The 19,019-nt window shown below is 68.1% G+C and carries 19 protein-coding genes; 6 read left to right on the plus strand and 13 right to left on the minus strand.

Annotation, left to right across the window (positions count from 1 at the left end):
* Window positions 1–26: 26 nt before the first annotated feature.
* Window positions 27–1,973, plus strand: coding sequence for a sensor histidine kinase (locus C492_RS16630; RefSeq protein ID WP_008425774.1), 1,947 nt, complete (start codon window positions 27–29; stop codon window positions 1,971–1,973).
* Here the strand turns inward: C492_RS16630 and C492_RS16635 are convergent.
* From C492_RS16635 to C492_RS16645, 3 genes are all read right to left on the minus strand, one after another.
* Window positions 1,966–2,538 (minus strand): HalX domain-containing protein, encoded by a 573-nt coding sequence (locus C492_RS16635; protein WP_008425776.1) that lies wholly within the window; start codon window positions 2,536–2,538, stop codon window positions 1,966–1,968. The genes C492_RS16630 and C492_RS16635 overlap by 8 nt on opposite strands.
* 78 nt (window positions 2,539–2,616) lie before the next feature.
* Entirely contained in the window at window positions 2,617–4,770 is a 2,154-nt protein-coding gene (gene purL, locus C492_RS16640) for a phosphoribosylformylglycinamidine synthase subunit PurL (RefSeq protein WP_008425778.1), read from the minus strand.
* Between the two features lie 239 nt (window positions 4,771–5,009).
* Window positions 5,010–6,371 carry a M14 family zinc carboxypeptidase gene (locus C492_RS16645; RefSeq protein ID WP_008425779.1) on the minus strand — a complete coding sequence of 454 codons (1,362 nt, stop codon included), beginning with the start codon at window positions 6,369–6,371 and terminating at the stop codon, window positions 5,010–5,012.
* A gap of 434 nt (window positions 6,372–6,805) precedes the next feature.
* On the opposite strand from C492_RS16645, the gene C492_RS16650 reads away from it, so the two are divergent.
* The 3 genes from C492_RS16650 to C492_RS16660 all read left to right on the plus strand — a co-directional run bounded on the left by C492_RS16650 (window position 6,806) and on the right by C492_RS16660 (window position 8,846).
* Window positions 6,806–7,492, plus strand: a complete 687-nt coding sequence (locus tag C492_RS16650; protein ID WP_008425781.1) for a CehA/McbA family metallohydrolase — start codon at window positions 6,806–6,808, stop codon at window positions 7,490–7,492.
* Window positions 7,489–8,574, plus strand: coding sequence for an asparagine synthetase B family protein (locus tag C492_RS16655; protein ID WP_008425782.1), 1,086 nt, complete (start codon window positions 7,489–7,491; stop codon window positions 8,572–8,574). Before C492_RS16650 ends, C492_RS16655 begins: the two co-directional genes overlap by 4 nt.
* Before the next feature lie 77 nt (window positions 8,575–8,651).
* A complete protein-coding gene (locus tag C492_RS16660) occupies window positions 8,652–8,846 on the plus strand; it encodes a cold-shock protein (protein WP_008425784.1) in 195 nt (64 codons plus the stop codon).
* A 146-nt stretch (window positions 8,847–8,992) separates the two neighbouring features.
* On the opposite strand, the gene C492_RS16665 is transcribed toward C492_RS16660, so the two are convergent.
* The 10 genes from C492_RS16665 to C492_RS16710 all read right to left on the minus strand — a co-directional run bounded on the left by C492_RS16665 (window position 8,993) and on the right by C492_RS16710 (window position 17,817).
* A complete protein-coding gene (locus C492_RS16665) occupies window positions 8,993–9,322 on the minus strand; it encodes a cupin domain-containing protein (protein ID WP_008425785.1) in 330 nt (109 codons plus the stop codon).
* 53 nt (window positions 9,323–9,375) lie between these two features.
* Window positions 9,376–10,605, minus strand: coding sequence for a tripartite tricarboxylate transporter permease (locus tag C492_RS16670; protein ID WP_008425787.1), 1,230 nt, complete (start codon window positions 10,603–10,605; stop codon window positions 9,376–9,378).
* 117 nt (window positions 10,606–10,722) lie between these two features.
* Complete coding sequence (gene rpl12p / locus C492_RS16675) at window positions 10,723–11,061, minus strand: 50S ribosomal protein P1 (RefSeq protein WP_008425790.1); 339 nt, start codon at window positions 11,059–11,061, stop codon at window positions 10,723–10,725.
* A gap of 19 nt (window positions 11,062–11,080) precedes the next feature.
* Window positions 11,081–12,124 (minus strand): 50S ribosomal protein L10, encoded by a 1,044-nt coding sequence (locus C492_RS16680; protein ID WP_008425791.1) that lies wholly within the window; start codon window positions 12,122–12,124, stop codon window positions 11,081–11,083.
* A 1-nt stretch (window position 12,125) separates the two neighbouring features.
* Window positions 12,126–12,758: a 50S ribosomal protein L1 gene (locus C492_RS16685; protein WP_008425793.1), complete on the minus strand. Its 633-nt coding sequence runs from the start codon at window positions 12,756–12,758 to the stop codon at window positions 12,126–12,128.
* 341 nt (window positions 12,759–13,099) lie between these two features.
* On the minus strand, window positions 13,100–13,576 hold the full coding sequence (locus tag C492_RS16690; protein WP_008425795.1) for a 50S ribosomal protein L11: 477 nt from the start codon (window positions 13,574–13,576) through the stop codon (window positions 13,100–13,102).
* A gap of 78 nt (window positions 13,577–13,654) precedes the next feature.
* Entirely contained in the window at window positions 13,655–13,957 is a 303-nt protein-coding gene (gene cutA, locus C492_RS16695) for a divalent-cation tolerance protein CutA (RefSeq protein ID WP_008425796.1), read from the minus strand.
* Window positions 13,958–14,009: 52 nt separating this feature from the next.
* Entirely contained in the window at window positions 14,010–14,207 is a 198-nt protein-coding gene (locus C492_RS16700; RefSeq protein WP_008425798.1) for an HEWD family protein, read from the minus strand.
* Between the two features lie 203 nt (window positions 14,208–14,410).
* Entirely contained in the window at window positions 14,411–15,904 is a 1,494-nt protein-coding gene (locus tag C492_RS16705) for a midas domain-containing protein (RefSeq protein WP_008425799.1), read from the minus strand.
* A gap of 401 nt (window positions 15,905–16,305) precedes the next feature.
* Window positions 16,306–17,817, minus strand: coding sequence for a phosphoenolpyruvate carboxykinase (ATP) (locus C492_RS16710; RefSeq protein WP_008425801.1), 1,512 nt, complete (start codon window positions 17,815–17,817; stop codon window positions 16,306–16,308).
* 310 nt (window positions 17,818–18,127) lie between these two features.
* Between C492_RS16710 and C492_RS16715 the strand changes: the two genes are divergently transcribed.
* Both C492_RS16715 and C492_RS16720 read left to right on the plus strand, forming a co-directional pair.
* Window positions 18,128–18,364 carry a hypothetical protein gene (locus C492_RS16715; RefSeq protein WP_008425803.1) on the plus strand — a complete coding sequence of 79 codons (237 nt, stop codon included), beginning with the start codon at window positions 18,128–18,130 and terminating at the stop codon, window positions 18,362–18,364.
* A 63-nt stretch (window positions 18,365–18,427) separates the two neighbouring features.
* Window positions 18,428–19,018, plus strand: coding sequence for a class I SAM-dependent methyltransferase (locus C492_RS16720; RefSeq protein WP_008425804.1), 591 nt, complete (start codon window positions 18,428–18,430; stop codon window positions 19,016–19,018).
* Window position 19,019: the final 1 nt, after the last annotated feature.

Below are 19,019 nucleotides of genomic sequence, written 5' to 3' on the forward strand. Positions count from 1 at the left end.
GCCGCACGTGCGGCCACGAGACTCAAATGGTCGTCCGCCCAACGTCCGTCCGTATCGATGATGCAGGACCGAGCGGGGACGGGCCGCGACGGCTCGCGAGTGCGGAACGGGAGGGATCGGACGTGACGGTGCGTTCGGTTCCGTTCGTCGATCGGATCGCCGACGGCGTCTTCGCGCTCGACGAGCGGCTCCGAGTTACCTACCTCAACGACGAGGCCGCGGCGCTGTTCGGCGCCGACCGCGAGGACGTCCTCGGCGAACCCCTCGGCGAGGCGGTTCCCGGCACTCTCGAGGGCCAGTTCCCCGCGGCGTTCTACCGCGCGGCAGACGGCGGTCTCCCGGCGACCGTCGAGCTGTACCACCACGAGCGCGACGCGCGATTCGAGCTGCGCGCCTACCCGGTCGAGGACGGCCTCTCGGCGTTCGTCCTCGAGCTCGACGACCGGGAGCGACGCGTCGACCGCCGCGCGGCCGTCCTCGAGGCGATCGACGACGGCGTCGTCACGATCGACGGTAACCGACGGATCGTCGGCGTCAACGAGGCGATGACGTCGTTTCTCGGCGCCGACCGCGCGGACCTCGTCGGCGAGGGCGTCGACGCGCTCGCGGCGCTGGCCGGGGTCGCAGACGAAGACCTCGAGGCGATCCGTCGGGGGATCGGCGACGTCGAGTCGGGACTGGCCCGCCAGCGCCGGTTCGAGCTCCCGGTCACCGACGGCGACGGGAGCGAACGCGTCGGGGAGCTCCGGCTCGTACCGATCCGGGACGGCGCGGCCTCGGTCGCGGCGGTCGTCAGGGACGTGACCGACCGCCGCGAGTACGAACGGGTCGTCGAATCGCTCCACGAGGTGACCCGGTGGCTCCTCGAGGCCGACGACCCCGAAGAGATCTGCGCGGTCGCCGTCCACGCCGGCAGCGACCTGCTCGGGCTACCGATCAGCGGCGTCTGGCTGCTCGAGGACGAGCGGGGCTACCTCGAGCCCGTCGCCGGCACCGCCGAGGCCTACGACGAGTTCGGCGGCTTCCCCCGGTTCGGCCCGGGCGAGGGGCTCGTCTGGGACGCCTTCGAGGCCGGCGAGGTCGAGCGGTTCGACGACCTCCGGACCGTCGACGACCTGTACAACCCCGACACGCCCCTGCGGTCGGAGGTCATCGCGCCGATCGGCACCCACGGCGTGCTCATGACCGGGTCGTTCGAGCCGGAGGCGTTCGACGAGACCGACGTCGAGTTACTCTCGACGCTCGTCGAGAACACCCGCGCCGCGCTCGACCGGACCGAACGCGAGCGAGCCCTCCGGGAGCGAACCGAACGGATCGAGCGCCAAACCGAGCGCCTCGAGGCGATCGCGCGGCTCCTCTCGAGGGATCTCGAGTGTCAGCTCGAACGGGTCGGATCCGTCCTCGACGCGGGCGACGGGGACGATCGGGAGCTCCCGCCGGCCGAACGCGAGGTCGAGTCGATCCTCGATCGGACCGATCGACTCGTCGACGACGTCCGGGAGCTCGCCCGCGACGCCGGCGCGGTCGGGGCTCGCTCCCGGCTCGACCTCGCGACCGCGGTCGAGGACGCCCGGTCGGCGGTCGGACTCGAGCCCGACGCTGTCCGTCTCGTCGGCGGAGCAACGCTCCGGGCCGACCGCGACCGGTTCCGCCACCTCCTCGAGTCCGCGTTCGACGCGATCGCCGCCCGAACCGACGACGTCGCGATCGAGATCGGGCCGCTCGAGGACGGCAGCCGCGGGCTGTTCGTCAGGGACGCCGAATCCGTCGCCGCCGTCGACGGCCTCGGTCCGGCCGTCGGCGGCGTCCGCGAGGGGGCCGAGCTCGCGGTCCTCGGGGCGATCGCGCGGGCCCACGGCTGGCGGCCGCTGGTCGAGCGCGACCGACGGGATCGGCTCCGAATCGCGATCCGGGAGATCGCGACGCTCGAACGAACGGAGTCGGGATCGGGATCGAGGCCGTCGGCTAGGTAGTGGTGTCGGGGGCGGCCGAGACGTCTCGGTAGAGCTGTTCGGGGTCGTCCCGCTCGAGCAGTCGGGCGCGGGTCTCGTCGACTTCGGTCCGGAGGACGGCGATCCGATCCTCGAGCTCGGCGTACTCCTGGCTCGACCGGCGTTCGGCCTCGCTGAGCCGTCCGTGGAGCGTCGCCCTCTTCGAGGCCAGTTCGAAGTACGCCTCGAGCTGCTCGGCGTACGTCCGTCGCAACAGCTGGTTCTCGACGCTGCTCCGAAGCTCCGCCCGCGACACCGGTTTGAGCAGGACCTCGTCGACGGTCGGGTTCGGCGAGTCGGGCTCGGCTCCCGTCATGACCACGACGCGGGTCCGAGGGTCTCGAACGAGGGCGTCCGGCTCGACGTCGGCGTCGGCGGGTCGGCCGTCGAGGACGACGACGTCGACGCCGTCGGCGACGGCCGAGTGCGCCTCGGCCCCGTCGCGGACGGTCTCGACGCGGTACGCGTCCTCGAGCCAGGAGGCGTACAGCTCGGCGAGGTCGGGCTCGTTCTCGACGAGGAGTACGGTTGCGGTGTCGCCGTCCATGCGAGATCCACCCCTGTAGATATCAGTTACTCGGTAATTCCGCGCGTGAGTATATCAAGCTACCGGGCGTCTCGCCGTCTAGTCGAGTTCGCGCTCGATCGTCGCGCGCCAGTCGCCGATCGTCGCCGCGTCGACCTCGAGTCGATCGTCCCCGACGTCGATCTCGAGGCGTCCCTCGTCGGTCGCGCGCCCGAGTTCGGTCACCGGCGCGACGCCGTCGAACGCCTCGCGGACGGCCTCGGGATCGTCGGTCTGGATCAGCGCGCGACCCGGCTGCTCGTGGAACAGCGCCCCCGCGGGATCGTCGCCGGGGATCGACGCCTCGAGCCCCGCGTCCGGCGTAACCATCTCGGCCAGCGCGACCGCCAGCCCGCCGTGACCGACGTCGTGGACCGCGAGCGTCGAATCGTCGTCGGCGACGGCCGCGAGCGTCTCGATCAGGGCGGCCGGCTCCTCGGGGAGGGCGGGGAACCGGTCGCTCCCGTCGAAGCGCGCGAGGTACTCGGAGCCGCCGAGCCGGGCGTCGCCCGACTCGAGGGCGCGGTCGCCGACCAGTACCAGTTCGCCTTCGGGCTCGACCGACAGCGGCGGTGCGTCGTACCCCGCCTTCGCGCCGACCACCGCGAGCGTCGGCGTCGGCGGGATCGGCCCCGCGACGGAGTCGTTGTACAGCGAGACGTTCCCGCCGACGACCGGCGTCGAGAGCGTCTCGCACATCTCCGCGAGCCCGTCGACGATCGCCCGGAAGCCACCGTAAACGTCGGACTTCTCGGGGTTGCCGCCGTTGAGGCAGTCGACCGCCGCGAGGGGGGTCGCGCCCGTGGCCGCGACGTTGGTCGCGTTCTCGAGGGCGACCGCGCGGGCGCCCTCGTAGGGCGCGGCGTCCGTCCAGTTGGGCGCGGCGCCCGAGGAGATCGCGACGCCCGTGTCGGCCTCTCTGACGGCGACGACAGCCGCGTCGTCGCCCGGTCCGACGCTCGTCCGCACGCCGACCTCGTGGTCGTACTGGCGGTAGATCCAGCGCTTCGAGGCCGCGTTCGGGCTCGAGACGACCGTCTCGAGGGCGTCCTCAAGGTCGACGTCGGGCAGATCGGTTTCGGGCGCGTCGGGCTCCTCCGCGGGGAGGTCGTTCATCGGCGCGCCCTCGCCCAGGAAGTGGGCGTCGACGTCGACGACCGTCTCCCCCTCGAAGGTGCAGGTGTAGTTCCCGTCGGCGACCTCGCCGATGACCGAACAGCCCAGATCGAAGCGCTCGGCGACCTCTCGCACCCGGTCGACGTTCTCCGGAGCGACCTCGTAACACATTCGCTCCTGGGACTCGGCGAGCAGGATCTCTACGGCGTTCATGTTCGGCTCGCGCTGGTGGACCCGCTCGAGTTCGATCTCGGCGCCGAGTCCGCCCTTCGCGACCAGTTCGCTCGAGGCCCCGCCCAGTCCGGCGGCGCCGAGGTCGCGGGCCGACTCGATCACCCCGTCCTCGATCAGCACCTCGTTGGCCTCGATCAGCAGCTTCTCTGCGTAGGGGTCGCCGACCTGGACCGCGGGGCGGTCCTCGGTTTCGGCGTCCTCCGCTAGGTCCTCGCTGGCGAAACTCGCGCCACCGAGCCCGTCCCGTCCCGTGGCATTGCCCACGAGGACGAGCTTGTTGCCCGGCTCCTGTGCCTCGGCGGTGACGAGACGGTCCGCGTCGGTCAGTCCGACGCAGGCGACGTTCACCAGCGGATTCCCCTCGTAGTCGGGGTGGAAGTCGACGCTGCCGGCGACGGTGGGGACGCCGATACAGTTGCCGTAGTGGCTGATCCCCTCGACGACGCCCTCGAGCAGGTACTTCGAGTGCTCCCGATCGAACTCCCCGAAGTACAGCGAGTCCGCGAGCGCGATCGGGTACGCGCCCATCGACAGCGTATCCCGGACGATACCGCCGACGCCGGTCGCGGCGCCGTCGAACGGGTCGACGTAGGAGGGGTGGTTGTGGCTCTCGATCCCCAGCGTCACGTAGGTGTCGCTGTTCTCGCCCGTCTCCGGGTCCGGCAGCGCGACGACCGCGGCGTCGTCGCCCGGCCCGACGACGACCCGCTCGCCCTCGCTTTCGAAGGCCGACAGCAGCGGCCTCGAGGAGCGGTACGCGCAGTGCTCGCTCCAGAGGTTCTCGAACAGCGCCGCCTCCGCGGGCGTGGGCTCCCGCTCGAGCTCCTCGACGACGAGTTCGCGGTCCGAATCGGCAAGGCTCATTCACCTAGGTGATGAAAGCCGGGGAGTATATGGGTTTCTATATGCACGTTCGTGGGCAGATCGTGCGTGGTGACACCGAACTCGAGCGGGACCAGAGAAAACGATCGACGACGACCGACTACCGGCGAGGGTGCCCCACGACCCTACGGACACCGAGTCGTCGCGCCCGTGTCGCACTCGTCGGGCCGATCCGCGGCTCGTTTCGGAGCGGTGCGCACCCGAGAGACGTCCCCGCGGCGTCACCGCTTCTGCGAGGGAGAGCCGCGTTCGTCGTGGGGGTTCTCGATCCCCTCCGGGATCGGCAAGTCGAAGTAGCTCATCTCGTCGACGTCGTGGACCGAACCGTCCGCGATCCGCTCGAACGTCGCCATGATCCCCTCGACGGAGACTTTCACCATGGTTCCGAGGGCCTTGTGCCCGCGGTCGTCGCTCTGGTGTGAGACCTCGTAGAGCGCGCCGGCGGCGTCGGTCTGCGGACAGAGCGAATCGAGGTACGAGCCCCAGAGCGGGCCGTACGCGTACCGCGTGATCGTGTCGAGGCGCCCGCGACCGAACTGGTCCATCCGCTCCGGGACGAGCCCCGCGAGCTGGAGGGAGCGAGTCTGCGCGTCGACGGACATGAACGGGTTCCCCTCGCGGACGTACGACGCGTAGTCGACGTCCTCGAGGTTCGCGTGCGTCGGCCCGTACGGCGCCATTACGCTCATGATCGACTGTCGCTGGGGACCCGGACTTTCGTCGGCCGACTCCGGAATCGCGGTCGGACCCTGGTGGTGGTGGGTGAGCGCCCAGTCGGGGTCGGCTCCGAGGAACGATTCGGTAACCGCCTGCGTTTCCGGATTGAGATTCAACCCGGCGTTCCAGATTTCGTCGTAGGGATTGCCGTCCTGTAACTCGAGGCCGACCTCGTCGACGGGCACGTCCAGAGTGCCCAGGTTCGCCTCCTCGTCCTCGACGCTCCACCAGTCCTCATTTTCGTCGCCCGGGCTGAATCCAGGAATGATACTGAATCCACGGTTCAGATCGTACCCGGGGACGTCCAGGTTGTACGCGTACGAGTTCTCGTTTTTGTATCTCGAATCGCCCTCCTCCCACTCCGTCGTGTTGTACCGTCGCTGGCGGAACTCGCCGTCGTCTCCGAGTCCGTCCTCGCCGACGAAGTTCGCGCCGTCCGGGTTCGCTCGCGGGACGATCGTGATCGTCAACTCGTCTAAGATTCGATCGATTTTCGGTCCGGACCCCCCCGCGAGTCGCTGCAAGATCTCGACCATCGCCTCCGCACCGGTCGGCTCGTCGCCGTGGATCTGGTTGATGACGTGGACGCGCTCGTCCCCGTCGCCGACGGTTACTTCCCAGATCGGATCGCCCCGTCCGGCGGATTCGCCGATCTGCTCGAGTTCGATCCGGTCGCTTCGCTCGTCGAGTCGGCGGAGTCGCTCCCCGAGCTGTTCGTTGTCGAGGTAGCCGCTGTAGTTGACGGCGCGTTCGTTCGGCGCCCACGGCCCGCCGGGACGATACCGATTGTCGTTCGCGCTCGCTGTACTCCCCAGCGCCAGTCCCGACGTCGCGAGTCCCAGTTCGATGAATCTTCTTCGGTGCATACGGGTGTACGGGCAGTGAATCAATGATCTAGATGATAAAATCATCGAAATATTTTATTTCCATTAAGGATTCCCGATTGCCTCGGTTTCAGAGGACTCCTCGGAGGATGGAGGAATTTCGATCTCGCTCGTGCGTCGGTTCTACCACGTAACGGTTTGAATTGTGGAGGAGACGCGTCCCGTTCCATTTTCGTTTGCGTTTCCGTTTGCGATTGCGCAACCGTACTAGCCACCGTGCTGTTTTTAGAAAAATACTTATACGACATCTGACTATACCGGACTGCCCGGAGCTCGTCGAACCCGCGTCCCCGCTGGCGCAACCTCCACCGCCGTCGTCTCTCCGCCCCTTTCCCGCCCTCGAGCCCCGACACCGACTGACGGCGCTCGCGCCGGCGATCGGGGCGCTTTTGACCGATCGCGCGAAAGACCGGAACGTGCTGTCGGTCGAACTTCACGCCCACTCGTCGCTGTCCTACGACGGCCGGGACTCCGTCGAGCTCATCTTAGAACAGGCCGAGGCCGTCGGCCTCGACGCGATCGCGATCACGGACCACGACGAGATCGACGCGAGCCTCGAGGCCGCCGAGCGCGCCCCCGAGTACGGACTGGTCGGCATTCCGGCCATGGAGATCTCGAGCACGGCCGGCCACGTTCTCGGCCTGGGGATCGAGGAGGCGGTTCCGCCGGGGCTGTCCTACGAGACGACCCTCGAGCGGATCCGCGAGCAGGGCGGGCTGGCGGTGATCCCCCACCCGTTCCAGCAGTCGCGCCACGGCGTGACCGCCCGGATCTCCCGCGAGGAACTCGCGGCGGGGGACGCGATCGAGATCTACAACTCCAGGCTGCTGACCGGGCGGGCGAACCGCCAGGCCGAGCGCTTCGCCCGCGAGCGCGGCCTCCCGATGACGGCGGGCAGCGACGCCCACATCGGGGAGATGGTTGGCCAGGCGATCACCCGAGTCGACGCCGACGAGCGCTCGGCCGAGGCGATCCTCGAGGCGATCCGCCAGGGGAAAACCTCCGTCGAGGGGAAGCGGACCCCGTGGCGCATCAGCTTCCGCCAGTTCGGCGGCGGCGTCACCCGTCGGGTCAGAAACACCGTCGTGGGACTGCTCCGATGACGCTTCGCGGCGCCGACCCTGAGACCGTTCGCGAGGCCCTCGAGACCGCGGACCCGCTTCCGGGAACCGCCGGCTTCGCGGGCGAGCTCGACGGTCGGCTCGTCCGGGACGTACTCGGGCGAGTCCCGCTGTTCGTCGAGCGCGAGACGCCCGAGCGGTGGGCGTTCGAACCGCACGTCCTCGAGGATCCCGTCCGCTTCCCGGCTGGCTCGGTCGGCGAACCCGGCTCGGAGCCCCGGCGCGTCTGGTCGATCCCCGAGCCGACGCCCGAACCCGACCGCGAGGCGGCCCTCGAGGCGCTCGATCGGGCGATCCGGACGGCGGCCGACCGCGTTCGACGCGCGGATCGGGACGTCGCGGTCGCGTTCTCCGGCGGTGTCGACTCGGCGCTGGTCGCCGAGTTACTCGACGCGCCGAGTTACGTCGTCGGCTTCCCGGACAGCCACGACCTCGAGGCCGCCCGAACCGCGGCCGACGCGATGGGCCGCGAGCTCCGGACCGTCGAGTTCGAGCCCGCCGACCTCGAGCGGGCGGTTCCCGAGGTCGCCCGCGCGATCGGGCGGACGAACGCCATGGACGTCCAGATCGCGCTTCCGCTCTACCTGGTCGCCGAACGCGCCGCCGCGGACGGCTACGACGCGCTGGCAGTCGGGCAGGGCGCCGACGAGTTGTTCGGCGGCTACGAGAAGGTCGTTCGCCTCGACCACCGCGTCGCGGCTGATACCGTCCGCGGTGCGGTTCGAGAGCAGGTCGGAAGCCTCCCCGAGCAGCTGCCCCGCGACGTGCGCGCGATCGAGGCCGCCGGGCTCGAGCCCGTCGCGCCGCTGCTCCACGACGCCGTGATCGACGCGGCGCTCCGGCTGCCCGACGAGCTGCTGGCCGACGCGGACGTTCGAAAGCGCGGATTCCGACGGGTCGCGGCCCGGTATCTGCCCGAGGAGATCGCGACTCGAGACAAGAAGGCGGTCCAGTACGGCAGCCTCGTCGCCCGCGAGCTCGATCGGCTCGCCCGCCAAGCGGGGTACAAGCGACGGATGGACGACCACGTCACGAAGTACGTCGAATCGCTGCTCGAGGAGTGACCGATCGCGGCGTCGACGCTCGTGGTACCACGACCCTCGGAACCCTTATCCGTCGGCCGGGCAAACGTTTGTTTGTAATGGCGAAAGGTAACGTTGATTTCTTCAACGACACAGGCGGCTACGGTTTCATCTCGACGGACGACGCGGACGATGACGTGTTCTTCCACATGGAAGACGTCGGCGGCCCGGACCTCGAGGAAGGCGAGGAGATCGAATTCGACATCGAACAGGCCCCCAAGGGTCCCCGCGCGACGAACGTCGTCCGCAACTAACTCCGTCTCTCTGCCGCTTTTGGCGGCGGTAAGCGACGATCCGTTTTTTGACACCCCGAGTTCGGAAGCCGTCGGTATCGGCGACGGCTCGAGCGCGGCCGCGACGACACCTCGTCGACAGTCTCGTCCGGCGCTCGAGCGCCGGCTCAGGACGGCAGCGGACAGAGACTCGCCGTGAACACGACCGTCTCGTCGGTCTCGTTCTCCGCACCGTGTTCGACGCCTCGCTCGTGGACTACGACGCCGGGCGCCTCGACTCGCTCGTCTTCGCCGTCCCGCAGGACCGTCACTGTCCCCTCGAGGACGTGGAACACGTTCGTGCTGTCGCCGTGCTCGTGGGGCTCGAGGGTCGCCCCCGGACCGAGCGCGAAGGCCTTGACCAGCACGTCGTCCGCGACGACCAGCTCCGCAGTTTCGACCTCGCCCTCCTCGGGCTCGAGGTCGGCAATCGCGTCGGCGTATCTGTCGAGCGTCATCGTGTGCCGCTTCGGACCGCGACGGGATAAATTTCGGACACGCGGTTGCGCCCCTAGAGGCCGAGCATGAGCGGGCCGATCAACACGCCCATCAGGTGGACGCGCCTGGACCGCAGGCGGACCGGTACCATTCCGACCGCTGCCGCGGCGACGAAGACGGCGATCCCGACCACGCTGGTAAACAGGTACGAGAGCGCGATCAACCCCCCGAGGACGGCCGTCGAGATCTTCCAGTAGGCCGTTCGACCGACGAGCTCGAGGTAGGCGTCGCCCGCCGCGATCACGACGACGAAGCCGACGACGCCCGCCAGAAGGATTCCCGACAGCAGGACCGGGATCTCGAGGGGCGCGTTCACGCTCTCGAAGGCGACCATCACGCCGGTTCGGGGCTGGCCGATCGCTAGCAGGGCGAACAGCGCGAAGATGGTGTTCGCGGTGTCGACGCCGCTGGTGGCGACGATGTAGCCTCGATCGCCGGCGTCGCCGGGAACGAACGCGAGCGCCGCGACGCCGGCGATCGCCGCGGAGATCCCCGGCAGGTAGCCGACCACCGCGCCGGCGAGGGCGCCGGCGACCGCGGTCGCCCCGACCAGTCGTCGCGACAGCGCGAGCGTCGCGTCCGTCTGAGACGGGACCCCGCCGCCCCGGACCGCGTCGATCAACACCGGTGCGCCGAACAGCCCCGCGAAAAGCGGCGAGAGGGTCCCGCCGGCCTCGAGCGGAGCTGCCGGCGAGAGATCTAGCGTCGCCGCCCCGAGAACCGTCGCGAGCGCAAAGGAGAGTGCCCCGCCCGCCCTGGCGGCCCAGCTCCGCTCGGAGGCGATCAACGCGACCGCGATCAGCGCCAGCACGAGCGAGAGATTGCCCCTGATCGTCGGGTACGCCGCGGTCACGACCCGCGTCACCGGAACCGCGAGCGGGATCGCGACCACCACCGCGAGCAGGCTCCCGAGGGCCGAAAGGCGGATCGCCTCGTACCCCCGTCCGGCCAGCACCATTCGGTGGCCCGGCAGGGCAGTGACGGCCATCTCCGCGTCGGGAACGCCCAGTGCCATCGCGGGGACGGCGTTCAGAAAGGTGTGGACGACGCCGGCCGCGAGCATCGCCGCGCCGACGAAAAGCGGCGGCCCGGGAACCGAGGGAGCGATTCCGGCGAGCAACAGCGCGAAGTTGTTGGCGTGCAGTCCGGGTACGAGCCCGCTCAGCGTTCCGAGCGCCGAACCCGCCAGCACCCAGGCCAGCAGCCGCACGGCCAGCTCGGGATCCCCGACGAGCTCGATCATCGCCGGCGTTGGCCTCGGCTTCGAACTTAAACTCGAGCGTCGCCGAGAACCGCGGCGCTACCGCTGTGAGCGCGGGTTCGAAAAAATACCTGGGTCGTCGAATCGTCGCGTCGCGACTTAGCCGAAGAGCTCGCCGAGGCCCTCGCCGCCGGCGTCCTCGTCTTCGTCGTCGTCCTCGTCTTCCTCGGCGGCTTCCTCTTCTTCGGCGGCTTCCTCGTCTTCCTCGTCCGCGGCCTCGCCGGCAGCGGCACCGCCTGCGGCGCCGCCCGCGGCGGGGACGGCGGCGGCCTCGTCGACGGCCTCGTCGATGTCGACGTCCTCGAGCGCGGCGACGAGCGCCTTCACGCGGGACTCCTCGACGTCGACGCCCGCGGCGTCGAGCACGTCCGTCAGGTTGTCTTCGTTGATCTCTTCGCCCGCTTCGTTCAGGATGAGTGCAGCGTAAACGTATTCCATTGTAATTACCTCGAGTTAGTTATCCGAACATCGCGCCGAGCCCTTCGCCGCCGCCACCGCCGTCTTCGTCGTCGTCATCGTCGGTGTCGGCCTCGTCGGCCTCGGCTTCCTGGTCGTCTGCCGATTCGTCGTCCTCGTCCGCGTCGTCAGCCGGCGCGGACTCGGCGGGTGCCTCGACGCCCTGCAGTTCCTCCGGCAGGGCCTCCTCGTCGTCGATCTGGGCCGCGAGCGCGCGCAGCTGCGCGTCGGCCTTGCTGACGAGGTCGGGCATGAGCGCCTCGTCCTCGATCGCGGCCTGCAGGCCGAGGCTCTTGGCCTCGCCCGTGGCCTTCGCGACCAGCGTCGGCGCCGTCGCCTCGGTCGGGTAGCTCGCGTTGACCGAGAGGTTCCGCGCCCGCGCGGCCGCGGTCGCGATGTCGCTCTCGTAGGCCTCGACGTCGATGTCGAGATCCTCGGGGTCGAACAGCGTTCCCTCGGCCACGACGGCGCGAAGGTCCAGTCCGACTTCCTTGGGCTCGATTCCCAGCTCGTTGAGGACGTTCGCGAGGTCGGCGGAGACTTCCTCGCCGGCCTCGAGAACGGTCGAGTCCTCCATGACCTGGATCGAGCCGTCCTGGATCCGGGCGTTGGCGCCGACGCTCTGGAGTTCGCCGACGAACGGCCCCGGATCGACGCCCGTGTCCCCCTCGGGGACCACGATGTCGTTGGGAGCGACCTCGCCCTCGTTGATCGGGGCGGGGGTCTTCGACGCCTCGAGCTCCTTGTAGAGCGCGAACGGGTTGTCGTTCGTGCCCACGAGCCCGACCTGGCCCTCGACGTGCTCGACGAGGTCACCGAGGCCGGCGTCCTCGAGCGCGTGAACCTGCAGGGTGTTACGGCTCACCCGCAACTCGGCGCTGCCGTGCAGGTCGCGGCGCATGTCCTGGAGCTGCTTGCTCGGAATGCCGGCGATGCCGACGATGCCGACGCTCTCGTAGCTCTCGATGAGGTCGGCGAGTTCGTCGACCTCCTCTTTCTTCCACTGGGGAAGGTTCTGGGTCTTGCGTTCGGCCTCTGCGCTCATCTCAGGCCACCTCCACGGACGGGCCCATCGTCGTCTTCACGTAGACGGTGTCGATGTTCTGGGGCCCCTTCTCGAGGTCGGCGTGCAGGCGTCGCAGGATCACGTCGATGTTGTCGGCGATGTTCTCGGCGTCCATGTCCTCGGCACCGACGCGCGTGTGGAACGTGCGCCGGTCCCGGGAGCGAATCTGCACGGTGTTTTTGAGTCGGTTGACCGTTTCGACGACGTCGTCGTCGGGTCCGAGCGGGTCCGGCATCTTCCCTCGGGGACCGAGGATCGTACCCAGATGCCGGGCGATATCTTGCATCATCGCCTCCTCGGCGATGAAGAAGTCCGTCTCGTCTGCGAGGTCTTTGGCCTCGTCGTCGTCCAGATCGGCCACGTCGCTCTCCGAGAGCACCTGGTCCGCGGCCTCCTCGGCGCGGACCGCGGTTTCGCCCTCGGCGATAACGACGATCTGAGTCTCTTGGCCGGTTCCGGACGGCAGGACGACGGACTCGTCGACACGGTTCGACGGTTCGTTCAGGTCGAGGTCGCGCAGGTTGATCGCGAGGTCGACCGTCTCGGTGAAGTTCCGATCGGGCGCGTCCTCGAGTGCGCGAGTGACTGCTGTTTGAATATCCGAATCTGCCATCGTTCACCTCCGTAGTACGCAGGAGTGCTCCTACGGGTCAGTGAAACAGGCTAGGCCTGTCTCTGTTGAGCAAAGTGGGATGTCGAACTTAAACCCGTCGAACTGTCCTGCCCGTGTGTCTCCGGCCCGAACCCGCCGGATCGGCGCGGCCGTCGACGGCGGTTTTCCGCGGGCGAGTGGCGACCGTTCGGTCGTCCTCGAGGGCGCCGCTTCCGATCCGTTTACATCCGCGACGTGGGTGGCCGCCGTCCGGCGCAGTAGTCGTTCGCTCGTCGAACGGGAACGCCGAAGCGACTGCTGGCACTCGAGGAAAGCGCACCGCAAAACGAGAGCGGACCGCGTTAGGCCGACAGCGCGTCGTCGTACTCGCCGTCGTCGACCCGCTCTTTGAACTCGCGGGCGTCCTCGCCCTCGATGGTGACGCCCATCGAGGCGCAGGTGCCGACGACCTCCTTCGCGGCGTTTCTCGTGTCGTAGGCGAGCAGGTCGGGGTGTTTCTGCTCGGCGATCGTCTTGACCTGATCGATCGAGAGATCGGCGACGAAGTCCTTCTGGGGCTCGCCGCTACCGGTCTCGAAACCGGCCTCGTCCTTGATCAGCGCCGCCGTCGGCGGGACGCCGACGTCGATCGAGAACGAGCCGTCGTCGTCGTAGTCGACGGTGACGGGTACTTCGGTGCCGTCGAACGCTTCGGTCTGATCGTTGATCTCCTGTACGACCGCCTGCACGTCGACGGGGGTCGGTCCGAGCTCGGGACCGAGCGGTGGGCCAGGGTTGGCCTGGCCACCCGGAACGAGCACTTCGATGGTTCCAGCCATACCCGTCACAACCCGTGCGCGAGTTTTAAGGATTGCTTTTTCGGGCAGTCGACGCCTGTTACCGACTGGCGTACGCGACTACTCGACGGCGTCGGCGCGCCACTCGGCGAACGACTCGAGGACGTCCGCCTCGTCGAACCGCTCGATGCAGGGGACGTCGTAGGGATGCAGCTCCCGGACCCGCTCGACGAGGTCGGTGGCGGCGTCGTCGGTCGTCTTCGCCAGCAGGACCGTCTCCTCGTCGCGGTGGACCTCACCCTCCCACCGATAGGTCGAGGTCGTCGACAGCTCGTTGACGCAGGCAGCCAGTCGCTCCTCGAGCAGCGTTTCGGCGATCGACGGGGCGTCCTCGGGCGGTGCGGTCACGTAGATCGTCGGCATACGCGCAGTTACTCGGTAGCGGACAACAGCGTGGCCGATCTATCCGCCGCGATCAGGCGTCGTCGCCACTCCCCGTTATCGGGTTGAACGTCCCCGTGATGTCCCACTCGTGGATGCAGTGAGGATTGCCGACTCGTTTGTCGCCGTCCTCCAGAACCAGTTGCCACGCGCCGAGATCTTCGTCCCATCGTTCCGCTCGCTCGCACTCCTCGCATACTCGCGTCGTCGGTTTCCGTACCTGTGCGTTCATTACCGGGTGTGCGAACTCGACACACATAACGGTGTCTGTGACCGGCAATTGCTGCCACCACCATCGGAACGGGACGGTAACCGAGCCGTGAGGGTACGGTCCGGATAACGATACCGACCCCCCATCGAGCCTCGAGGCCGGCGCTCGCTCGAGCACAGCCGCGGCTCCCGATCGATCGGCAAAAGAATCCCCTCGGGGGGTCGCTAGCAGGCAGTGTCGGCGGTCTGATCGCCGGCCGTGCCGCCGTTCGCCGTCTTTCCGTCGGTTGCGCCGCCGTTCGCCGTCTTTCCGTCGGTTGCGCCGCCGTTCGTCGCCTCGGCATCACCGTTCTCGGCGATCGGTGACGCGGGTTCCTCGGAGTCAGCGGGCTCTCCGTCGACCGGTTCCTCCGCGGTGGAGTCGTCGGTCGGCGTCTCGTCCGCGGTGGAATCGTTAGCCGGCATCTCGTCCGCCGGTTCGTCGGTCGGCATCTCGTCCGCCGGTTCGTCGGTGCCGGCGATCATCACGAAGATCGTCGCCTCTTCGATCGTTACGCGGAGTCCGTCGTCGGGGGACGCGTCGACCGGCTCGTCAGTCGAGGCGTCGTCGACGCCGGTTTGGACGTCGTCGGATGCGTTATCCGCGCTATCGTCGGATGCGTTATCCGCGCCGTTCTGGGACGCGTCGGTGTCGTTTTCGTCGCTGGTGGACTCGTCGTCCGTTACGCTGTGGTCGTCTTCGGAACCGTCGTCGACCGAGACGTCATCCATCGGTCCTTCGTCGTCGACGCCGTCGGCGGCGCCGTCGGTAGCGACGGGGTCCTCGTCGGTCGACGCTCCGTCGTGCTGAGCGAGGGTCGCCTCTTCGATGGTCACCTCGAGCGGCCCCTCGTAGACGAACGCGTTACTCTCGCCGTCGGTTCCATCGGTTTCAACGGCGTCGAGTTCGTTCTCGAGGCCGTCGAGCTCGTCGACCGAGACGAAGATCGTCGCCTCGGAGACGGTCACCTGGCGCTGGTCGTCGGCCTCGTCGTCGTCGCCGTTTTCGGAAGCGTCGAGCGCGTCGTCGGACTCGTTGGAGTCGGCGGCCGTGTCGTTTTCGTCGCCGGTGGACGCGTCGGTCGCGCCGTTCTCAGCGGTCGATTCCACGACCGGCTCCTCCTCGAGAAGGACGAACGCCGTCGCCTGGCCGATCGTGACCTCCTGTGCGTCGTCGTCGCCGTTCGCGCTCACGGACTCGTCTTCCGATTCGTCGTCCGTATCGGTCGAGTCGTCGTCGGTCAGTCCGTCGTCGACCGAGTCGTTGTCGTCCGATTCATTGTCGGTCAGTCCGTCGTCGACCGAGTCGTTGTCGGTCAGTCCGTCGTCGATCGAGTCGTTGTCGATCGAGTCGTTGTCGTCCGATTCATTGTCGGTCAGCCCATCGTCGACCGAATCGTTGTCGATCGAGTCGTCGTCGGTCAGCCCGTCATCATCCGACTCGTTGTCGTCCGATTCATTGTCGGTTAGTCCGTCATCATCCGACTCGTCTCCGGCCGCATCGTCCCCGGAGTCTTCGACGAGGACGAGGACCGTCGCCTCTTCGATGGTCACCTGCCACGCTCCGTCGTCGGAAGCGTCTGTCGATTCGCCGTCTGCAGTGTCGTTGTCGTTGTCGTCGACGCTGGTTGCAGCGGGACCCGCTGCGATGGCTGTGGCTCCGCCAGAGCCGAGTACCATCAGCGCGACTACTACGACGAGTATTGTACGTACGCTCATGCCCGCGTTCGTGATAGGGGGGAGCGTCCAGCTTAAACTGGGACTGCCATTTCAGTGATAAATATCCCGTTCCGCGGTGTAATTCGGCTCTAGCTGAAATCTCCGGGGTAACCTGCCAATTACGTTCACCCTTCTCTCGCGTCCCGATCCGGGCGACTGCGACGGCTCGGTCCGCCGAACGACCTCCCTAGTCTCCGTCCGCCGACCGTTTCGGTCGGTCTCTCGGATCCCGTTTCAGTCACCGATCGACGGCGATCGTCACGTCGGCGAGCCGCCTCGAGGGCGACCCGCTCGAGACCCGCCGATTTCCGGACGATCCCTGGCACTCGCCGAACGATAACGGACGCCGAACGACGCTTCGCTCAGTAGACCGCCTCGAGGATCTCCTCGCGGAGCTCGTCGAACTCCGCGAGGTACTCGCGGCGTTCCCGTCGCAGCTCCGCCAGGGCCGCGTCGTAGTCGTCGACGTAATCGGGGACGTAGTAGTCATCGACGTCGATTCCGGGAACGGATTCGGGTATCGTCAGCCCGGTCGCGTCGTCGTCGGTCCACTCGACGGTGCCGCGGGCGGTCTCGGTGAGGATCGTCACCGACTCGGTGACGCCGACGTCCTTGGCGTCGGTGCCCAGATACCCGGTGTTGAGCAGGTAGCAGTCGACCTCGAGTTCGTCGATGAGGTCGTGGAAGACGTTCCCCTCCTCGCCCTCGGGGCCGACGATGAAGGGGTTGGTCCCGACGACGCGGATCGACTCGCCGGCCCGCGAGGGGTCGCCGGCGCTGGTCTCGATCGACTCGCCGAGCATGAAGGCCGCGGCGGCCTGTGCGGTCGAGAGCTTCGAGACCGGCGGCATCAGCGGGTTGCGCGTGATGAAAAAGACCTGGTCGACCCGGTCGAGGTCGATCTCGTCGGCCGCGCTCGAGAGCTCGTCGCGCTGGACGATCGCGCGGGCGTTTTCCGTGTACCGCGGCTCGTCGAAGTCGACCGTTCCGTCGTCGTCGACGGCGACGTTCTCGAGGATCGCCGACTCGTCGGTCGCCGCCGCGTAGAGGGCGGGCTGTTCGTCCTCGTCGAGCCCGATGGTCTTGATAAAGAGTCCTTTCCCCTCGCTGCCGGGGGCCGTCCCGTCGGGCAACAGTCCGCAGACGTCGTCCTGGAGCATGGTCGCGTCCTCCTCGCCGTCGAGCCAGCACCCGTGGGCGGTCAGCGTCGACTTGCCCGTCGCCGACAGTCCCATAAAGAGCTGGCCGACGTCTCGCAGGTCGCCGTCGGCGTCGCGGACGCGGACGCGCTTGCTCCCGGCGTGGAGGCCGAGCCCGCCCCGTTGTTTGAGCCGGTACATAAAGAGGCGGAGGAACGACTTCTTGGCCTCGCCGGTGTAGTCGCTGCCGAGCACCGCGGTGAACCCCTCGTCGGGGAGGATCCGGATCGCGGTCTCGTCGGCGTCGGGCAGCTGTACCGTCTGTAAGTCCGGCTCGCGGCCGTCGCTGGGCTCGAACAGGCTCGCCCAGGCGAACGCGATCCGGGCGTGCTCGACGGGAACGTAGAGCCGACAGCAGAACGTCGCCTCGGGGTGGCGCCCCATCAACCGGTCCACGCAGAGCATCTCGTCGCTTCCGGCGGCCTCGACCGCGCGCTCGACGAACGCGTGATCGCGCTCGCCGAACCCGTGGTCGACGGCGTTTTTTGTCCGATCGGAACTCCGCGACCGAACGTCGCTGACGTACGACGGGGAGCCGAACTCCGTCGTCGTCTCCTCGCGTTCGGCGAGCTCGCGCAGCTCCTCGAGCGAGGGGTCGTACCGGACGTTCGATGCGGTCGCTGGATCGGGAAGCGCTCGGCTCGGCGGACGCGGCTCCGCCCCGGTTTCGGACATACGGTTCGGCCATCATCTTCCTTATGTATAAACATGGTGGCCTTTGATCCGAGCGTGTCACTTCCTACCGAATACCGGGCCTCAGTAGACGAAACGTACGCTACAGCGGATGAGAATGCGGAGATCCGTATGCCGGGCTAGTATCAGATACCATATGGTTGTCGAACCCAACTCGCATAAGAATAAATTCTTATCCGATTTCGAACGGCGTACACGCGTTCGATGTGGCACCGAACCCCGGCCCCGGGCTGGAGCGCACACCTCGAGAAGCGACCCCGGAACCGATACTTCCTCGGGTCGAAGGTCCCGTATGGATCCGTACTTTCCCAGTCCGAACCCGCCCTGCGCCCCCAAGCCCTGCCAGCGGTGCGGGGCCCGCGTCGACGGCGAGGAGACCGAGGGATGGTGGCTCGAGCGGGAGCGCTGGCAGCGTCCGAACTGCTATCAGCTGCTCTGTCTGTCCTGCTGTGTCGCCGCGATGAACGAGGAACCGGGCCAGCCGAACGTGGCCGACGAAACCGAACTGAGAGAGCTGCTGTACGACTGACCCGGGAGCGGCCCCGACGACTCGAACAGGAACTGGGAAGTGTCGGCGGCGCCAATCCCGATCATGGGTTTTCACACGTTTCCGATGGAACGGGCCGACGCGCTCGAGGACCCCTCTCGGTACCGGTTTTGCTCCCGGGAGGAACTGCTCGAGTTACTCGCGCCGACCGCCGAGGACGTCGTCGCCGATCTGGGGTCCGGAACCGGGTTCTACACCGACGACGTCGCGCCGTTTGCCGGGACGGTCTACGCGGTCGACGTCCAGTCGGCGATGCACGACCGCTACCGGGAGAAGGGCGCGCCCGAAACCGTCGAGTTCGTCACCAGCGAGGTGTCGGCGCTGCCGTTCGCCGACGACGAGCTCGACGGGGCGTACTCGACGATGACCCACCACGAGTACGCGAACCCGCTCGACGCCGACTCGGCAGGCGACGAGAGCCCCGGCGATGCGGTCGCCGAACTCGCGCGGGTGATCCGACCCGGCGGTCGGCTCGTCGCCGTCGACTGGTCGGCCGACGGGACGGGCGAGGACGGCCCCGACCTCGGGGAGCGGTACTCCCTCGAGGAGGCCGTCGCCCAGCTCGAGGCGGGCGGGTTCACGATCGAGAGCGCCCGCGATCGACCCGAGACGTTCGCGCTGGTCGCGGTCCGGTAGT

The organism is Natronococcus jeotgali DSM 18795 (assembly GCF_000337695.1).
GTDB lineage: Archaea > Halobacteriota > Halobacteria > Halobacteriales > Natrialbaceae > Natronococcus > Natronococcus jeotgali.